12 protein-coding genes and 1 pseudogene are annotated in these 17,819 nt (G+C 61.4%); 6 read left to right on the top strand and 7 right to left on the bottom strand.

All coding sequences use genetic code 11. The annotated features are described in order from the left end of the window. Positions 1-23: 23 nt before the first annotated feature. Genes TK42_RS20135 through TK42_RS20125 form a run of 3 tightly spaced genes read right to left on the bottom strand, consistent with a single transcriptional unit; the run spans position 24 to position 3,796 of the window. Positions 24-1,316, bottom strand: a complete 1,293-nt coding sequence (locus tag TK42_RS20135) for an FAD-binding oxidoreductase (protein WP_103734948.1) — start codon at positions 1,314-1,316, stop codon at positions 24-26. Continuing rightward, on the bottom strand, positions 1,313-2,413 hold the full coding sequence (locus tag TK42_RS20130; RefSeq protein ID WP_103734947.1) for a polyamine ABC transporter substrate-binding protein: 1,101 nt from the start codon (positions 2,411-2,413) through the stop codon (positions 1,313-1,315). Before TK42_RS20130 ends, TK42_RS20135 begins: the two co-directional genes overlap by 4 nt. A 24-nt stretch (positions 2,414-2,437) precedes the next feature. After that, the gene (locus TK42_RS20125; protein ID WP_005788943.1) at positions 2,438-3,796 is read right to left on the bottom strand and encodes a glutamine synthetase family protein; all 1,359 of its coding nucleotides are present in this window, start codon (positions 3,794-3,796) and stop codon (positions 2,438-2,440) included. A 138-nt stretch (positions 3,797-3,934) separates the two neighbouring features. Here TK42_RS20125 and TK42_RS20120 point away from each other — a divergent pair, with 138 nt between their 5' ends. Beyond that, a complete protein-coding gene (locus TK42_RS20120) occupies positions 3,935-4,831 on the top strand; it encodes a helix-turn-helix domain-containing protein (RefSeq protein WP_078821166.1) in 897 nt (298 codons plus the stop codon). A gap of 322 nt (positions 4,832-5,153) precedes the next feature. Next, positions 5,154-7,316 (top strand): TonB-dependent siderophore receptor, encoded by a 2,163-nt coding sequence (locus tag TK42_RS20115; RefSeq protein WP_103734946.1) that lies wholly within the window; start codon positions 5,154-5,156, stop codon positions 7,314-7,316. Here the strand turns inward: TK42_RS20115 and TK42_RS20110 are convergent. Continuing rightward, entirely contained in the window at positions 7,306-8,436 is a 1,131-nt protein-coding gene (locus tag TK42_RS20110) for an MFS transporter (RefSeq protein ID WP_078821281.1), read from the bottom strand. The two genes, TK42_RS20115 and TK42_RS20110, sit on opposite strands and share 11 nt — an antisense overlap. A gap of 98 nt (positions 8,437-8,534) precedes the next feature. Here TK42_RS20110 and TK42_RS20105 point away from each other — a divergent pair, with 98 nt between their 5' ends. Next, complete coding sequence (locus tag TK42_RS20105; protein ID WP_032880755.1) at positions 8,535-9,305, top strand: helix-turn-helix transcriptional regulator; 771 nt, start codon at positions 8,535-8,537, stop codon at positions 9,303-9,305. A gap of 4 nt (positions 9,306-9,309) precedes the next feature. Here the strand turns inward: TK42_RS20105 and TK42_RS20100 are convergent, their stop codons facing one another. From TK42_RS20100 to TK42_RS20090, 3 genes are all read right to left on the bottom strand, one after another. Further along, complete coding sequence (locus TK42_RS20100; protein ID WP_005788953.1) at positions 9,310-9,747, bottom strand: carboxymuconolactone decarboxylase family protein; 438 nt, start codon at positions 9,745-9,747, stop codon at positions 9,310-9,312. 93 nt (positions 9,748-9,840) lie between these two features. Beyond that, complete coding sequence (locus TK42_RS20095; RefSeq protein WP_103734945.1) at positions 9,841-11,286, bottom strand: mechanosensitive ion channel family protein; 1,446 nt, start codon at positions 11,284-11,286, stop codon at positions 9,841-9,843. A gap of 180 nt (positions 11,287-11,466) precedes the next feature. Next, positions 11,467-12,333 carry a pirin family protein gene (locus TK42_RS20090; protein ID WP_032880753.1) on the bottom strand — a complete coding sequence of 289 codons (867 nt, stop codon included), beginning with the start codon at positions 12,331-12,333 and terminating at the stop codon, positions 11,467-11,469. A 722-nt stretch (positions 12,334-13,055) separates the two neighbouring features. On the opposite strand from TK42_RS20090, the gene TK42_RS20080 reads away from it, so the two are divergent. The 3 genes and pseudogenes from TK42_RS20080 to TK42_RS20070 form a co-directional block, all read left to right on the top strand. After that, positions 13,056-14,159, top strand: coding sequence for an efflux RND transporter periplasmic adaptor subunit (locus TK42_RS20080; RefSeq protein WP_103734944.1), 1,104 nt, complete (start codon positions 13,056-13,058; stop codon positions 14,157-14,159). Positions 14,160-14,161: 2 nt separating this feature from the next. Next, the gene (locus TK42_RS20075) at positions 14,162-17,236 is read left to right on the top strand and encodes an efflux RND transporter permease subunit (RefSeq protein ID WP_103734943.1); all 3,075 of its coding nucleotides are present in this window, start codon (positions 14,162-14,164) and stop codon (positions 17,234-17,236) included. Between the two features lie 110 nt (positions 17,237-17,346). Continuing rightward, positions 17,347-17,819, top strand: a pseudogene (locus tag TK42_RS20070) (type IV secretion protein Rhs); the annotation flags it as partial.

Here is a 17,819-nt window from a genome sequence, read left to right as displayed (position 1 = left end):
GATTGCCTGCGCCCTTTGTGTGATCAAAGCACCTCCCGCAACCGATACCACAACATACCCAACGCCAACAGCGGCGAGCGCAGCGCCTTGCCGCCCGGGAAGGTCATGTGCGGCACCTGGCTGAAAATATCCAGGCCGCGACTTGCACCCGCGTGAATCGCTTCGGCCAGCAGCCGTGCGCACCAGTGGGTCACGTTGAGGCCATGGCCGGAATAGCCCTGGGCATAGAACACATTGGGGTACTGCTTCAACCGCCCGACCTGGGGAAAGCGGTTGGCGGTGATGCCAATCTTGCCGCCCCACTGGAACTCGATGGCGGTGTCGGCCAACTGCGGGAAGACCTTGAGCATTTTCGGGCGCATGTAGGCGGCGATGTCCTGGGGATCGCGCCCCGAGTAATGGCAGGCACCGCCAAACAGCAGGCGCCGGTCGGCGGACAGCCGGTAGTAATCCAGCCCGACTTTCTGGTCGCACAGCGCCAGATTCTGCGGAATCAATTGCTCGGCCACCGTTTCCGGCAACGGCTCGGTGGCGATGATGTAGCTGCCCGCCGGCAGCACCTTGCCGCCCAGGCGCGGCTCCAGGTTCTCCAGATGCGCATTGCACGCCAGCACCAGATGGGCGGCGCGCACGCTGCCACCGGCGCAACGCACCTGCACAGTGTTGCCATGGATCAGTTCCAGCACCTCGGTCTGTTCAAAGATCCGCACCCCGAGGGCCTCGGCCACCTGCGCCTCGCCAAGCACCAGGTTGAGCGGGTGCAGATGCCCGGAGCCCATGTCGACCAGGCCTCCGGCGTACACCGTCGAGCCCACCACCTGGGCCATGTCCTGCGCGCCCACCAACCGGGTTTCAGGGGCATAGCCCATGGCCGCCAACTGCGCCTGTTCATTCTTGAACGCGGCGAATTGCGCCGGGGTGTTGGCCAGTTCACAAAAACCCCAGCGCAGGTCGCAATCAATACCATGCTCGCCGATGCGCTCGCCCACCAACGCCACCGAGTCGATACCGGCTCGCGCCAGATAGCGCACGCCCTCCTCACCCACGTATTTGGCAAACCCCGAGACATCATGACCGATACCCCGAATCAACTGCCCACCGTTGCGCCCGCTGGCACCCCAGCCAATGCGTCGGGCCTCCAGCACAATCACCGAGAGCCCGCGCTGGGCCAGTTCGATGGCCGTGTTGACCCCGGTGAACCCGCCGCCGATCACACACACATCGACGCTCAGATCAGCGTCGAGTGCAGGCCGCTGCGGCATGGTGTTGGCTGTCGCGCGGTAATAGGACTGCGCATGTTCGTTGGACTGAATCATCGGTTGGACTTCACTTTGCTCCAGGCGCGGGTCATCACGCGCATGGTCGCCGGCGTGGGCGTGGTGGAAATGTAGAGTTTGTCGAGGACTTCCTGGGGCGGGTAAACCTCAGGATTGTTGACCAGTTCCGGGGCCATGAACGGCTTGGCCGCCGGGTTGGCGTTGGCGTAGCCCACCGAGGCGCTGACCTTGGCGATCACTTCGGGTTCGAGCAGGTAGTTGATGAACGCGTGGGCCTCTTTGGGGTTGGTGGCGTCGGCAGGAATTGCCAGCAGGTCGAACCACAGGTTGGAGCCTTCCCTGGGAATCGAGTAAGCAATGTTCACCCCGTTTTTGGCTTCCTTGGCGCGGTTGGCGGCCTGGAACACATCGCCGGAATAACCGAAGGCCACGCAGATATTGCCGTTTGCCAGGTCCGAGATGTACTTGGAGGAATGGAAATAAGTGATGTACGGCCGCAGCGTCAGCAGCTTGGCTTCGGCCTGCTTGTAGTCCTCGGCGTTCTCACTGCGAGGGTCCTTGCCCATGTAGTTGAGGATCGCCGGGAACAGCTCATCCGGCGAATCAAGGAAGGCCACACCGCATTCATGGAGCTTCTTGAGATTGTCCGGCTCGAACAGCACCGCCCATGAATCAATGCGCTCGATACCCAGCACCTGCTTGACCTTGTCGACGTTGTAACCGATGCCATTGGTGCCCCACAGGTACGGCACCGAGTGCGCGTTATCCGGGTCGTTCTGCTCCAGCAGCTTGAGCAACCGGGGATCGAGGTTCTTGAAGTTTGGCAGTTGCGCACGGTCCAGCGTGAGGAACGCGCCAGCCTTCACTTGCCGCGCCAGGAAGTGGTTGGAGGGCACCACCACGTCATAGCCGGTGCGCCCGGCGAGCAACTTGCCTTCCAGGGTTTCGTTGGAGTCGAACACGTCGTAGACCACCTTGATCCCGGTGTTGGCCTGGAAATCCGCCAAGGTGGTTTCACCAATGTAGTCGGTCCAGTTGTAGACGCTCACCGTCGACGCTGCCTGGGCGCTGGCACTGAATGCCGCTGGCAGTACAAGTGCAAGTGCCAACGGCAGAAACTTGTTCACAAGACGCATATCGTCACCCCTTTTATCGTTGTTTTAGACGCTCAACAGCAGGAACTCACGTTCCCAGGAACTGATCACCCGCTTGAAATTCTCATGCTCGGCGCGCTTGACCGCGACGTAGCCGCGCACGAATTTTTCGCCCAGGTATTGCTTGACCGTGTCGCAGTCTTCCATGCGTGCCAGGGCATCCTCGAGGGTGAACGGCAGGCGCAGGTTGCGGCGCTCATAGGCACGGCCTTCCACCGGCGCACTGGGCTCGATCTGCTCGATCATGCCCAGGTAGCCACACAACAAGCTGGCGGCGATCGCCAGGTAGGGATTGGCATCGGCACCCGGCAAGCGGTTTTCCACGCGCATCGCCTCGGGGCTGGAAGTCGGCACGCGCAGGCCGACGGTGCGGTTTTCTTCACCCCATTCGACGTTGACCGGCGCCGAGGTGTCCGGCAAAAAGCGCCTGAACGAGTTCACGTTGGGTGCAAACATCGGCAGCAGCTTGGGGATGTACTTCTGCAGGCCGCCGATGTGATGCAGGAATAACGGGCTCATGTTGCCGTCGGCATCGACGAACACCGGTTTTCCGGTGGCAATTTCCACCACGCTCTGGTGCAGGTGCATGGCGCTGCCGGGTTCGTCGGCCACCGGCTTGGCCATGAACGTGGCGGCCACGTTGTGCTTGAGCGCGGCCTCGCGCAGGGTGCGCTTGAACACAGTGATCTGATCGGCCAGGTCCAGGGCGTCGCCGTGACGGAAGTTGATCTCCATCTGCGCCGGGCCGTCTTCGTGGATCAGTGTGTCGAGGTCCAGGCCCTGGGCTTCGCACCAGTCGTAGACGTCTTCGAACAGCGGGTCGAATTCGTTGGCGGCATCGATGGAAAATGACTGGCGCCCGGTTTCGGCACGCCCCGAACGACCGATGGGGGTTTTCAACGGCAGGTCCGGGTCTTCGCAGCGCTGGGTCAGGTAGAACTCCATTTCCGGCGCGACAATCGGCTGCCAGCCCTGGTCGGTGTACAGCTGCAGGACTTTTTTCAGCACATTGCGCGGCGACAGTTCAATCGGGTTGCCCTGTTTGTCGAAGGTGTCGTGGATCACGATGGCGGTGGGCTCGATGGCCCAGGGCACCACGTAGGTGGCGTTGGCCACCGGACGGCAGATCATGTCGATATCAGCCGGGTCCAGCAGGTCGTAGTAGATGTCGTCGTCGACAAAGTCCCCGGTTACCGTTTGCAGCAGCACACTTTCCGGCAGGCGCATGCCTCGCTCATGCAGGAACTTGTTGGTGGGTGCAATTTTGCCGCGCGCAATGCCAGTCAAGTCACTGATCACGCATTCGACTTCGGTAATCTTGTGTTCTTTCAGCCAGGTGGAGAGCTGATCGAAGGGGGCATTCATAAGGACCTCGTCTTGGGTGGGATGCGGCGCCGGCTTGTACAGTCGACACATTGAGGTCTATCTTGGGCCGGCCTTGAAACGGCATCTATCCACTTTGCACGCAGTACAACGCACCAATAGAGTGCGCACGGATCCCCCATGACACAGGCAACCGCTTTGCGCGTACAGGCCTTCGCTACCGGCGATGTGACCGCCCAATGCAGTGCGACACCCGGTTGGGTGCAGCATTACCAGCAAATGTCCCCCGGACATTTCGCCGGGCGCGTGCGCTACCTCGACCTGCAAGGCGTGCAGGTGTACGAAGAATGTATGAACACCCGCGTGGAACAGCACTTCAACGCGCCGCCAGGCTCGCTGTCGTTCTGCTTCGATGGCAGCGACAACGCGCTGTACCTGCTTAACGGCGAAAGCCGCAATACCTGGATCACCCCGCAGAACTACCGCGAAGTGGCGGTGGTGTTCGGCCCGCAGTTCGTGCAGCGCCATGGGCTGGACATGGCCAGACTGGAAGGGTTGTTCATGGCGCCACTGGCCTGTCAGCAAAACGCGCTGTTCACTCGCTGGCTCAGCGGTACCCTTACGCGCCTGTCGGCACTGACCGACCCCATCAGCCGTGATGCCCTGACCCAGCAGTTGCTCGACGATTGCCTGTTTATCCTCGACAACGCCTGCGTGTGCCTGGACGGCAGCTCCTTGCAAAAACGCAATGAAGAACGCCGGTTGATGGCGCGTATCGGTGAATGGGCGGCGGATGCACCGGATGAAACTGCCAACCTGTTGGAGCTGGCGCAGATTGCGGGTGTGCCGTTACGCCAATTGCAACAAGGGTTCAAGACCTACACCGGGATGAGTCCGGCGCAGTGGTTGCGGTTGCGTCGGTTGAATGGGGCGCGGCGGGAGCTATTGAGTGGCGCGGATACCACCGTGGCCGAGGTGGCGATGAATTGGTCGTTCTGGCATTTGGGGCGGTTTTCCAATAGCTATCGAGCACTATTCAAGGAACTGCCCAGCGAAACCCTCAAGCGCTCACGTTGAAACGCATTCAAAAAGGTGGGAGGGGGCTTGCCCCCGATGAGGGAGTGTCAGCCAATACATCTGGGGCTGGCCCACCGCCATCGGGGGCAAGCCCCCTCCCACCTTTAACCAGACCGAGTACATATCCATTGTGCTGTAACGGCCACTATCGGTTCCGCCCACCGGCGGGTCACCTTGCAAAAGCGGCAAAGTAATCAAATGTTCTTGCCCCTCCACTCGGCACCTCGCCCAGGCTCGGTGTGCGCGAGTACCGAACGCTTGTAAAACCTGGCCGTTATGCCTAGCTTATGCGCCCCCCCGCCCTGCGTTTAAGGCCCTGCCCATGGTTCTGCGTTTTCGACCCGTCGTCACTTCACGTTTTGCCCTCGGCCTGCTGCTCAGTGGCGGCATCGGCAGCAGCCTGGCCGCCGAGATCCAATTGCCGGCGGTGAAGGTCCAGGGCCTGGATGAGTCCGGTTACCGCAATGAAACCGCTTCGGTGGGCGGTTTCAATGAAGCACCATTGCTCGACACTCCGGCCTCGATCACGGTGATCAACGCAGCCTTGATCAAGGACCAGCAGGCACGCTTGCTCAGTGAAGTGCTGCGCAACGATGCCTCGGTGGGCGACAGTTACGCGCCCATCGGCTATTACGAAAACTTCGTGGTGCGCGGCTTCTCGCTGAATGCGGCCAGCAGCTACAAGATCAACGGGCGCACCATCACAGGCGAGCAGAACGTCGCCCTGGAAAACAAGCAGCAGGTGGAAGTGCTCAAGGGCCTGGCCGGTTTGCAGAGCGGCATTTCCGAGCCCAGTGGCGTGATCAACTACGTGACCAAGCGGCCGGAGGATGTGCGCTCGGTAACGGTGTCTACCGATGATCGCGGCAGCGGTTATATCGCCACCGATGTCGGCGGCTGGTTTGGCAGCGAGCAGCAGTTCGGCCTGCGTGCCAACGTCGCCCATGAAGACCTCAATTCCTATGTGGAACACGCCAATGGCCAGCGCGATTTCCTGTCCCTGGCCTTTGACTGGAACATCAGCCCCGACGCCGTGCTGCAACTGGATGCCGAGTACCAGAACAAGCAACAACGTTCGGTACCGGGGTATCAACTGTTGGGGGGTACGGAAGTGCCCCATGACGCCTCGCCGAAAAAGCTGCTGGGGCACCAGACCGGCGGCAAGCAGGTGGGGATTGATTCGCTGAACCTCAACGGCAAGTTTGAATACCGTTTCAGCGATCAATGGAAAGGCAGTGTCAGCGCGGCGCGCAGCAAGGTGGTGATTGACGATTACAGCTCGTTTGCGTGGGGCTGCTACGGGTCGGCCAGTTGCAGTTCAACCAGCGTACCTAACTACTTCAGCCCCGAAGGCAATTACGACGTCTACGATTACCGCAGCCCTGACGACACTCGCCGCGACGACGAAATCCAGGCAGCCATGACCGGCCTGTTCGACACCGGCGGCCTAGGCCACGAACTGACGTTTGGCACTAGCGCCTTTCGCCGGGTGATCGACAAACGCAAGTCGGTCAACGAATTTATCGGCACCGCCAATATCAACGAACGAGTTCCGAGTTTTCCCCCTACCGACAAACCGCTGAACGACAGCCACCGCAACCTCGACAGCCGCCAATACGGCCTGTTTGTCACTGACCGTATTCGCTTCAACGAACAATGGCAAACCATCCTCGGTGGCCGTGAAGTACGCCTGGATGAAAAAGCCTTTGACGGCGTCACCGGCAACCAGACACGCCACACCCAACAATACGTGTTCCTGCCCCAGGCCTCGCTGATCTACAAACCAGTGGACAACGTTTCGCTGTACACCAGCTACAGCAAGGGACTGTCACTGGGCGGCACGGCGCCGTGGTTCGCAAAAAACCAGGATGAAACCCTCGCCCCCACCGTCTCGCGCCAGATCGAAGCCGGGGTTAAATACGACTGGCGCCGCATCAGTTTTGCCGCTGCCGTGTTCCAGACGCGCCAGGCTTACCAATACGCCAAGCCCGAAGGTGAAGGTTTCACCTACCTGCAGCAAGGCCAGCAGAAGAACACCGGCCTGGAATTGTCCGCCAACGGCTGGGCCACCGACCGCCTGCAAATCGCAACCAGCGTGGCAGCGATTCGAGCGCGGGTCAGCGGCAGCGGCACGCCGGACTATGAAGGCCACCAGGCGATCAACGTGCCCAAGCTGCGCGCCAGCCTGTACGCCGACTATGCCTTGCCGTGGGTCAATGGCCTGGCGGTACTGGGCGGCGTGCAATACAGCGCCAAGAAATACGCCAATCGCACCGGTAATGTACAGGTGGGTGATTACGCGGTGGTCAATGTCGGCAGCCGTTACACCACCAAGGTCGATGGGTACGAGACGGTGTTTCGCCTGAGCGTCGACAACCTGTTCGACAAGCGCTACTGGCGCGACGCAGGCGAATACATGGGCGATGACTACCTGTTCCAGGGCGCACCGCTGACGGCGCGCTTGAGTGCATCGGTCAACTTCTGAAGACCCGCGGCGTTGCCAGCCACAACGCCGCCAAGCTGCATACCAACAGGCTCCAGCCAAGGTCCTGGGTCCATGCCACCAGGGTCAGCCCGCCACCAATCACCAGGTAATACAGCAAGCCAAACAAGGCGGCGGCAGTGCCGAGGCGATCGCGGTAGTCGACTAACGCGCCGCCGAGCACATTGGGTATCGCCATGCCGAATGCCAGCACCACCAGCAACATCGGCCATACCAATAACCAGCTGTGTTGCAGGGCCAGTACCAGCAGGCTCCCCACCACCGCCACTGCAGCAGCGACAAACACCAATTGATCGCTGTCCATACCACGCTTGAGCAAGGTTTTGTTCAGCCACGCCCCCAGGCCGGACCCCAACGCCAGCAGCACGCCGCTGTAGCCGAACTCGGCAGTGGAGCGCCCCAGGTGCGCGAAGATAAACGGCCCCACGCTGTAATAGCTGAACAGCGCAATATTGAAGGCTGCCACCAATCCGACCGAGCGCCAGATTCCGGCATCCTTGAGCATCAATCCGAGTGTCTGGCCAAGGGCGGCCGTGGGCAACGATGCCGGGCGTGTTTCCGGCAGGGCCCACAGGCACCAGGCCCACAACCCCAATGCGAGCAGCAGCAACGTGCCAAGCACGCCGCGATAGCCGAAGCACTCCACCAGGCTCGCACCGCTGAATAACCCGATGGCGGGGCTGGCCGCCAGCGCAATGCCCATCAGCGAAAACACCTGGGCCAGTCCAGCGCCGTGGAACCGGTCACGCAACACGGTCTGCGTGACCACCGACCCCACCGCCGCACCGAAAGCAGCACACGCCTGGGCCAGCAACAAACCGCTGAATGTGGTCACATTCAAGGCCAGCGCCGAGGCGCCTGCATAAACCCCAAGCCCGATCAGCATCACGGGCCGCCGCCCCCAACGATCGCTCAAGCGCCCCCATACCACTACACCAAAAGCGAAGGCCAGGAAGTACACCGACAGTGTCTGCCCCGCCCGCTCAGGCTCGACCGCGAACACCCGGCCGATATCGCCCAGGGCCGGGCTGTACAGGGTCTGGGCCAATTGCGGGAACATCAGCAAGGCCATCGTCAGCATCAGCAAATTTCCAGACTTCATCACCAGGTCCATCCATAAAAACAATGGACGAATTCTAGGGCGCGCCAACTGGGGTATTATCCAGACTTCGACATTTTATCCATGAAATCGGACAAACCATGGCTTGGCTTGAAGCGACTGCGTCTTTCAATCCCGACGCGTTTGCCGCTCCCGTGATCGGCATCGCTGCGGTGCTGGGCAATCACGACTCCGGCATGCATCGCCACCAGCGCGGGCAGTTGCTGTTCACCCAGCAAGGTTGCACGCGCATCACGCTGGACACCCAGCTGTGCCTGCTGCCGCCCACCCGCGCTGCCTGGATACCTTGCGGCCTGCCCCATCGCGCGGTGATGCAGCACGCGGTCGATTACCGGTCGGTGTACGTGAGCGCGGCCCTGGCCGGGCAGTTACCCGCGCAGGTGCGAGTGATCCAAGTGAGTACCTTGCTGCGGGCCGTACTGGAACCGATGGCTATGGCACCCTTCGAGACCGATTGGCACACCGGCCGCTATGCCCACTTGCTTGGGCTGTGCCTGGACGAAATCCGCCACGCGGTCGAGCAGCCCCTGCTCCTGCCGTTGCCGCAAGACAAGCGCCTGGCACCCTTGCTGGCCCAACTCGACCGCTTGCCACCGACATTGCAGGAACTGGAGCAGCACATTGGCGCCAGCACCAAGACCATTGGCCGGATTTTTCTCAGGGAGACCGGCCTGGGGTATCAGCAGTGGCGCCAACAGTGGCGACTGATGCGGGTGATCGAACTGCTCGCCACCGGACGCAGCCTGGGCTATTGCGCCTTTGAACTGGGCTTTGCCAGCGACAGTGCGTTGATCGCCTTTTTCAAAGGCATGACCGGCAGCACCCCGCGTGGTTATTTCAAAGCCAACTGATGCCTTACTTGGGCATCTTGCGAAACCCCACCGCCAGGCGATTCCAGCTGTTGATGGTGGCGATGGCCACGCTCAGGTCGACTTGCTCCTGTGGGCTGAATTCGGCGGCCAGGGCGTTGAAGTCTTCATCCGGGGCGTGGGTATGGCTGAGCAGGGTCAGGCTTTCGGCCCAGGCCAGGGCGGCGCGTTCACGAGGGGTGAAAAATGGCGTTTCGCGCCAGGCCGACAGGGTGTACAGACGCCGCTCGGTCTCGCCGCCTTTGCGCGCATCGGCGGTGTGCATGTCGAGGCAGAACGCGCAGCCGTTGATTTGCGAGACGCGCAGGCGCACCAGTTCCAGCAGTGGCAATTCGATGGAGAGTTTGCCTACCGCCGCTTCCAGGGCGAGCATGGCTTTCATCGCGTCTGGGGAAGCGGTGTAGAAATCGGTACGGGTTTGCATGATGAGACTCCAGAACGTTGGGACAGGTGCGCAGAGTAATCAGCGCAGCGTTCTGGAGAAATAGCCAATCCGGGCGAAGAACAGGTGACCAATCTACAGGCCACGCTTCCTCAGCCACTGGATGAAGCCCTTCTTGACCGGCACCACGGGTACGTCTTCGGTCAGGGCCTGGGCGGCATGGCGACGGAAATCCAGCAGCGCTTTCATGGCTTCGCCGATATCATGCCGAGCGTCCAGGCACGGCTTGAGGTATTCATTTTCGATGCGGTACAGCGTGCAGTAGGTCTTGGCCGAAAAATCCGCCAGTGCCGCCTGGTCGGAAAGGATGCCGGACTCACCGATCACCTCCCCCGGCCCCATGCGCCCGGCCTCGAACTTGTGCCCGTCCTTGATCAACAGCACCGAGACCACGCCAGACTCGATGATGAACAGGTGATCGCTGAGCTCTCCCGCCGCCAGGATCATCTCACCGGCGCGGTAGGTGTGCAGGGTCATGTTCTGGCTGAAGGTGTCTTTTTCTTCCTGACGCAAGGTGGAGAAGATCGATGAGCGCTCAAGCAGAGCGCGGGCGCCGGACACGGATGGCGGCGTGCTGCCTTCGGTGGAGGACAACAGCCCCACACCTGCCGCCTGCAAATGCCGATAGGCCAGGTCGTAAAGCTGGTTGCGTGTTTCACGCTTGAGGCCCATGGCCGGCACAAACCCACTGATTTCATATTCCACGCCGCCGCTGGTGGAGGCCTTGAACGCCACGCTTGGGGCGGGCTTGGCCAGCAGCGGCCGGCAGCCCTGCATGGCACGCTCCAGGGCCTCGATCACGGTTTGCGGGCGCGCATGGGGGCTGACTTGCAGGCTGACCGCCAGGCCGAACATGTCTGCCGGGCGCGAAAAGTTGATGATCTTGGCTTTGGCCGCCAGGGAATTGGGGATCACCGCCAGGCTGCCCTGGGACGTTTGCAGGCGCGTGGCGCGCCAGTCGATGTCGGTGACGCGGCCTTCAGTACCGTCGATTGAGATCCAGTCATCGATCTGGTAAGGCTTGGTGGTATTGAGGACGATCCCGGAAAACACATCGCTCAAGGTGCTTTGCAGCGCCAGGCCGACGATGATCGCCACGGCGCCGGAGGTGGCCAGTACGCCTTTGACCGGCAGGTCGAGCACATAGGCCATGGCGGCGATGATCGCGATCAGGAAAATCACCGCGCCCAGCAGGTCCTGCAATAAACGCCCGGTATGGCCGACCCGCTGCATCATCACCGCGCCGAGCAACACCGTAAGGGTGCGCGCCGCGAACAGCCACCAGCCGATCTGCAACGCCGTGGCGGCGAGGTGCAAGGTGGTGTCGTCGGCATAGGGCGCCGCTTGCATGGGGTTCATGCCGTCGTTGAACAACACGGCACTGAATACCGCAAAGATCACCAGCCGCGCCGCCAGTTTCCAGTTGGCCAGGCTGGGGGAAATAAGGCGCCACACGGCAATGTCGATAAGGATCAACGCCACGGCGCACAACATCGGGTGATCAGCGATAAATGAGGGCATCCAGGCGACTCCAGGGCGAATGCCGAGAAGATCGCATGAAATAAGAACCCTGGGAACAAAATGTAGGAGCGAGCTTGCTCGCGAAAAACCACAACGATAACGCGTTCTGTCTGATTGAACGCAGTATGTTGAAGTTCTTCGCGAGCAAGCTCGCTCCTACAGGTTTTTTGCGGTGAACCGTCAGGCGTGCATCTGCCCGAACTTGCCCGATTGGAAGTCGGCGAACGCCTGGTGAATCTCCTGCTCTGTGTTCATCACGAACGGACCGTGGCCGACGATGGGCTCGTCGATGGGTTCACCGCTGAGCAGCAGCACCTTGGCGTCGTCATTGGACTCCAGGGTGATCTGATCACCGTCACGCTCGAACAACGCCAGTTGCCCTTGGCGCGCGACTTCTTTGCCGTTGACCAACACAGTGCCGCTGAGGATCACCAAGGCCGTGTTGCGCCCGGCGTGCAGGTCCAGCGTGACCGCCTTACCGGCGTTGAGGCGCAAGTCCCACACGTCAATCGGCGTAAAGGTGCGGGCCGGGCCCTGAGTACCGGCGAACTCACCGGCGATCAGGCGCAATTGCCCCGCGTCGTTAGCCAATGGCAGCACCGGGATATCGCCATCCACGATGGTCTGGTAACCGGCATCCGCCATTTTGTCCTTGGCCGGCAGGTTGACCCACAGTTGCACCATTTCCAGCGCCCCGCCGCTACGAGCGAAAGCTTGGGAGTGAAATTCCTCGTGGAGAATGCCCTTGGCTGCAGTCATCCATTGCACATCGCCCGGGCCGATTTTGCCGCCGGCACCGGTGGAATCGCGGTGCTCGACTTCGCCGTCGTAGACGATGGTCACGGTTTCAAAACCGCGATGCGGGTGTTGGCCGACGCCGCGACGCTGTTCAGTCGGGGTGAATTCAGCCGGGCCTGCGTGATCCAGCAACAGGAATGGGCTGATGTGCTTGCCCATGGTGTCGTAGGAAAACAGCGTGCGTACCGGGAAACCATCGCCGACCCAGTGGGCGCGGGGGCTGGTGTAGATACCAATTAGCTTTTTCATGATGTACCTCCAAAGTGAGTACAGCTTAATTCGCCTCACCTCTGAGCACTAGATGGCAAAACTGGCCCTGATCGTTCTACATATAGAACAATTCTTTAGCCTGTAGGCGGGCTTGCCTGCGATGGTGGCTTGCCAGCCGACACCTAACTACCTGACACCCCGCGATCCAACTGTGGGAGGGGCGGTGCGACGATTCGACTTGCTCGCGAAGGCGGCCTGACAGGCGACGCAGTTATACCGGGTGCATATCCATTCCTGCGGTAACGGCCACTTAGGGTTCCGCCCTTACGGCGGCTCCTGGGCTCGGTGTGCCCGTAATCCGACAGGGATTTGGGGGGCCGCCGCCACGTGCCATCCATGGCGCGGGGCGGCTAAACCGGCATCCCTGCCGGTTTACCCCCCAAATCCCAGTCGAATTCCGGCCAGCGTGGTTTAACGGGGCGCCTGAGATCAAGAGCAGATCAAGATCAAGAGCGGCTCGCTTCGCATCGTGGTTACGGGGCGTGCGGCAGCTACAAAGTTGTGTAGATGCCTATGCTGCGATAGTGGTGGTTCGGTTGACTCATCAGTGACTGGCACTGCGCTTTCGCGAACAAGCCCACAGGAGATCTGCACATAGCTGACTGGGATTATCGGGGGGCTGGATTAATTTATATTTCAACCATAATATAAGCAAAAAATTACGACCGTAATTTTTTGCACAATGGTTTCCGGAGTTCGCCATGCCCCCTCTCCCCCTGCGTTTTCTCATGCCCCTGGCCCTGTTGATGTTCCTCAATGGCTGCAACAGCAAGGCCGATACCGCCCAGGTGCCAGTGCCGCGCCCGGTACTCGCCGCCAAGGTCGAAGCAGCCGGCACCCAGCAAAGCGCCTATACCGGTGTAGTGGCCGCGCGCACGGTAAGCGACCTGGGCTTTCGGGTCAGCGGCAAGGTGATCGAACGCAAGGTCGACCCCGGCCAGCACGTCTCCCGTGGCGACACCCTGTTGGTGCTGGACATTGGCGACTTCGAACTGGCGCTGCGCTCGGCAAAAAACCGCGTCAACGCCGCCCAGGCCCAACTGCGCCAGCGCCGCGATGACGAAAACCGTTACCAGCGCCTGGCCAGTACCGGCGCGGTGTCGCGGCAGATCTTCGATCAGTCGGCCACTAACCTGCGCGTCGCCCAGGCCGAACTGGCCGCGGCGCAATCGGATGCCAGCCAGATCGAAAACCGTCGCACTTATTCAGTACTCAAGGCCGATGGCGACGGCATCATCACCGACGTGCTGGCCGATCGCGGCCAGGTGGTAGCCGAAGGGCAAATCGTGGCGCGCCTGGCCCATGACGGCGCCCGCGAAGCCATCGTCAATCTGCCGGAGAACCAGCGTGACCTGGCTACGCAAAAAGCCCTGGCGCTTCCTTTTGGCGCAGCGGACCAGGCCGTGACCGCCACTCTGCGCGAACTGTCCGCCAGCGCCGACCCCGTGACCCGCACCTACCGCGCACGTTATGTGCTGCAGGGTGCGGTCGAACGTTTCGCCCTCGGTTCCACCATCACCGTGCGCTTGCAAGGCAACGGCCAGCCCCTGCAAACCCGCGTACCCATTGGCGCCTTGCAGGATGCAGGGCAAGGCACGGGCGTATGGGTGATTGGCGACGATTTCAAACTCAGCTTCGCCCCGGTGAAGGTCGCCAGCCTCGGCCAGGAGGACGCCTTGCTCGACAGCGGCGTAACACCCGGCCAAACCATCGTCGCCCTCGGCGCTCACCTGTTGCACAGCGGCGATACGGTGCGCTTGCTGCCCTCCCAAGCGCTGGCCCTCAACCGTAAGCAGGATCAATGAGTATGCGCGGGATCAACCTCTCCGAACTGGCCGTCAAACACCGCGCTGTCACCCTGTTTTTGCTGATTGCGATCCTCGTCGCCGGGGTCTTCGCGTTCGGCAAGCTGGGCCGCGCCGAAGACCCTTCGTTCACCGTCAAGGTCATGACCATCACCGCCGCCTGGCCCGGCGCCACCGCCCAGGAGATGCAGGAGCAAGTGGCCGACCGCCTGGAAAAACGCCTGCAGGAACTGGACTACTACGACCGCGTCGAGACCATCGCCCAGCCGGGTTTCGTGTCGATGCGCATGACCTTCCTCGAATCCACACGCCCGAGCGAGATCCAGGCGCTGTTCTACCAGACACGCAAAAAGCTCAGCGACGAAGCCGCGCAACTGCCCAAGGGCGTGATCGGGCCGTTTTTCAACGATGAATATTCCGATGTGTATTTCGCCTTGTATGCCCTGGAGGCAGAACACCTGCCCCACCGCCAACAAGTACAAATGGCCGAGGAGCTGCGCCAGGGTTTGCTCAACCTGCCGGGGGTAAAGAAGGTCAATATCCTTGGTGAACAGGCCCAGCGCGTGTTTGTGGAGTTTTCCTATGAGCGCCTGGCAACTCTGGGCATCAAGCCCGAGCAAATCTTCGCCGCCCTCGCCGCGCAAAACGCCGTGGCGCCCGCAGGCTTCGTCGAAACCGCCGGCGCCCGCGCCTACATACGCATCGACGGCGCCTTCGACAGCCTCGCGCTGATCGAAAACGTGCCGCTGCAAGTCAATGGCCGCGTGCTGCGCATCGCTGATGTCGCCACCGTGAGCCGCGGATATGAAGACCCGCCCAGCTACCGCATCCGTCACCAGGGCGACCCCGCGCTGATGCTGGGTGTGATCATGGAAAAACACTGGAACGGCCTGGAACTGGACAAGAGCCTGCTGGCCCAGGAAGCCAGGATCCAGGCCGACCTGCCCTTGGGCGTGAACTTCGCCAAAGTCTCCGACCAGGCGAAAAACATCAGCCTGGCGGTCAACGAGTTCATGCTCAAATTCTTCGTTGCCCTGGCCGTGGTGATGCTGATCAGCCTGCTGGCCCTGGGCTTTCGCGTGGGGCTGGTAGTGGCGGCAGCCGTGCCGCTGACGCTCTCGATCGTGTTCGTGATCATGCTGGTCACCGGCCGTGAATTCGACCGTGTGACCCTCGGCGCACTGATCATTTCCCTGGGTTTGTTGGTGGACGACGCGATCATTGCCATCGAGATGATGGTGGTCAAACTCGAAGAAGGCTTTGATCGGATCCACGCGGCCACCTACGCCTGGAGTTCCACGGCGGCGCCGATGCTGACCGGGACCCTGGTCACCATCATCGGTTTTCTCCCGGTTGGGTTTGCGCGCTCCGGGGCGGGCGAATACGCCGGGAATATTTTCTGGATCGTAGGTTTCGCGCTGATTTCATCCTGGCTGGTGGCCGTGGTGTTTACGCCTTACCTGGGCGTGAAGTTGTTGCCGCACATCAAGCCAGTCCCCGGCGGGCATGATGCGATTTATGCCGGGCGCTACTACCAGAAACTGCGCAGCCTGGTGGAGGCCTGCGTGCGCGGGCGCTGGCTGGTAACCGGGCTGGTGGTGGCCGCGTTCGTGCTGTGCGGCCTGGGTATGGCGGTGGTGAAGAAACAGTTCTTCCCCGACTCCGACCGCTCGGAGCTGATTCTTGAAGTGTATATGCCACCCGGCAGCGCATTTAAAAGCACCGAAGCGGTGGCAGCGCAGGTGGAGAAAGCCCTGTTGCAAGAGCCGCAGACCAGCATGGTGGACACGTATGTGGGCGGCGGTGCACCGCGGTTTTTCCTGTCGTTGAACCCTGAAATGCCCGACCCGGCGTTCGCCAAGCTGATCGTGCAAACCCCCGACTCCCACGCCCGCGATGCGCTGAAACTGCGTATGCGCGAGCGCATTGCGGCAGGTGAATTTCCATCGGCGCGGGTGCGGGTCACACAGCTCGTCTTCGGCCCGCCGGTGCCGTTCCCGGTGGTGTTTCGCGTCTCCGGGCCAGACCTGAATGTGCTGCGTGGGCTGTCTGAAGACGTTCGCCAGGTCGTGGCCGGCAACAAGCTGACCAGGGACACATTCCTCGAATGGGGCGAGCGTGCCAGCGCTTATCGCCTGGTGCTGGACCAGGACCGCCTGCGCTTGCTGGGTTTTACCCCCGACGAGGTCAAGTCCCAGTTGAACGCCCTGCTCAGCGGCAACCCGATCACCGAAGTCCGCGAAGGCAACCGCACCGTCTCAGTGGTGGCCCGCGCCCAGGGCAGCCAACGCGAAGACCTTGCCAACCTCAATAACATGACGCTGACCAACAGCGCCGGTACGTCGGTGCCGCTGGCCCAGGTCGGACATTTCAAGGCGGTGATGGAAGAACCGATCCTCAAGCGCCGTGACCGCGCCACCACCGTGGAAGTGCGCGCCGACATCATCGACGGCGTGCAACCGCCCGATGTGGAAATGGCCGTGTACAAAGACCTGCAACCGCTGATCGCCAAGCTGCCCAGTGGTTACAAAATCGACATCGGCGGCCCGGTAGAGGAAAGCGCCAAGGCCAACGTGGCCCTGGCGGCGCTGTTCCCGATCATGATCCTGCTGACCCTCACGGTGATCATGTTCCAGGTGCGCTCGTTCGGCGTGATGTTCATGGTGTTCGCTACCGCGCCTCTGGGCCTGATCGGTGCAGTGCCGACCTTGTTGTTGTTCAACCAGCCATTCGGCTTCAACGCGATTCTCGGGCTGATCGGCATCGGCGGCATCCTGATGCGCAACACACTGATCTTTACCGACCAGATCCGCCAGAACCAGGATCACGGCATGGCGATTCGCGAGGCCATCATCGAAGCCACAGTGCGCCGTGCGCGCCCGGTAATCCTCACCGCACTGGCAGCGGCGCTGGCGTTTATTCCGCTGACGCTGTCAGTGTTCTGGTCGTCGCTGGCCTATGTGCTGATTGGCGGCGTGTTGGTGGGCACGGTGTTGACGCTGTTGTTCCTGCCGGCGCTGTGCAGCCTGGTGCTGCGCGACAAGGTTGCTGAAACTTCCCACGCAAGCGCCGGATAAGCTCTACTCCCCTGCCCTGAAAACCTCTGCAAAGTCCCTCGCCTGATTGAACAGTGCGAGGGATTGCAGATGGTTGTTTTCGTTAGAGCCCTGGTTGACAGGGCTGGCTCTTGATTCCGGTGATCGCTGGCTTTGTGTTGGCCCCCATGGATCCCAAGGCGCCGGATGTCACTCGCGTTCTAGCGGATTTTCGTACCTGCCTGAACACGTTCGACGCATGGGCCGACAGCCTGTTGGGTGGTTCGGCACTTGCCGTGGAGCAGGTGTTCAAGGTTGGGGAAGACGTCGCACTGGTCGCGCCGGCTTCTTCCGATAAACCCAGCCGTACCGTCGCTCAATGCAAAGCCCAGGGTGGGTTGACCCTGGTGCATCTGTTTGAAAGTACCCGGTTTGTACCCATCGGCAACACCCAGGTGGCACTGCAAGCCCTGGCTCGGGATGGCAGCCCAGTCGGCGCGCCGCTTCATCGGACCATCGGCCCCAGCGGCATTCTCGAAGTCAACGACTGTACCCGCGACCAGCAATACCAAATCACCTTTTACCCCAATGTCTCCAGGGATCACGTCAAGGCGCTGTATGCCTC

This window comes from Pseudomonas sp. GZJR-8 (genome assembly GCF_002916705.1).
Taxonomy (GTDB): Bacteria; Pseudomonadota; Gammaproteobacteria; order Pseudomonadales; family Pseudomonadaceae; genus Aquipseudomonas; species Aquipseudomonas synxantha_A.
This window is presented reverse-complemented; position numbering and strand designations above follow the sequence as displayed.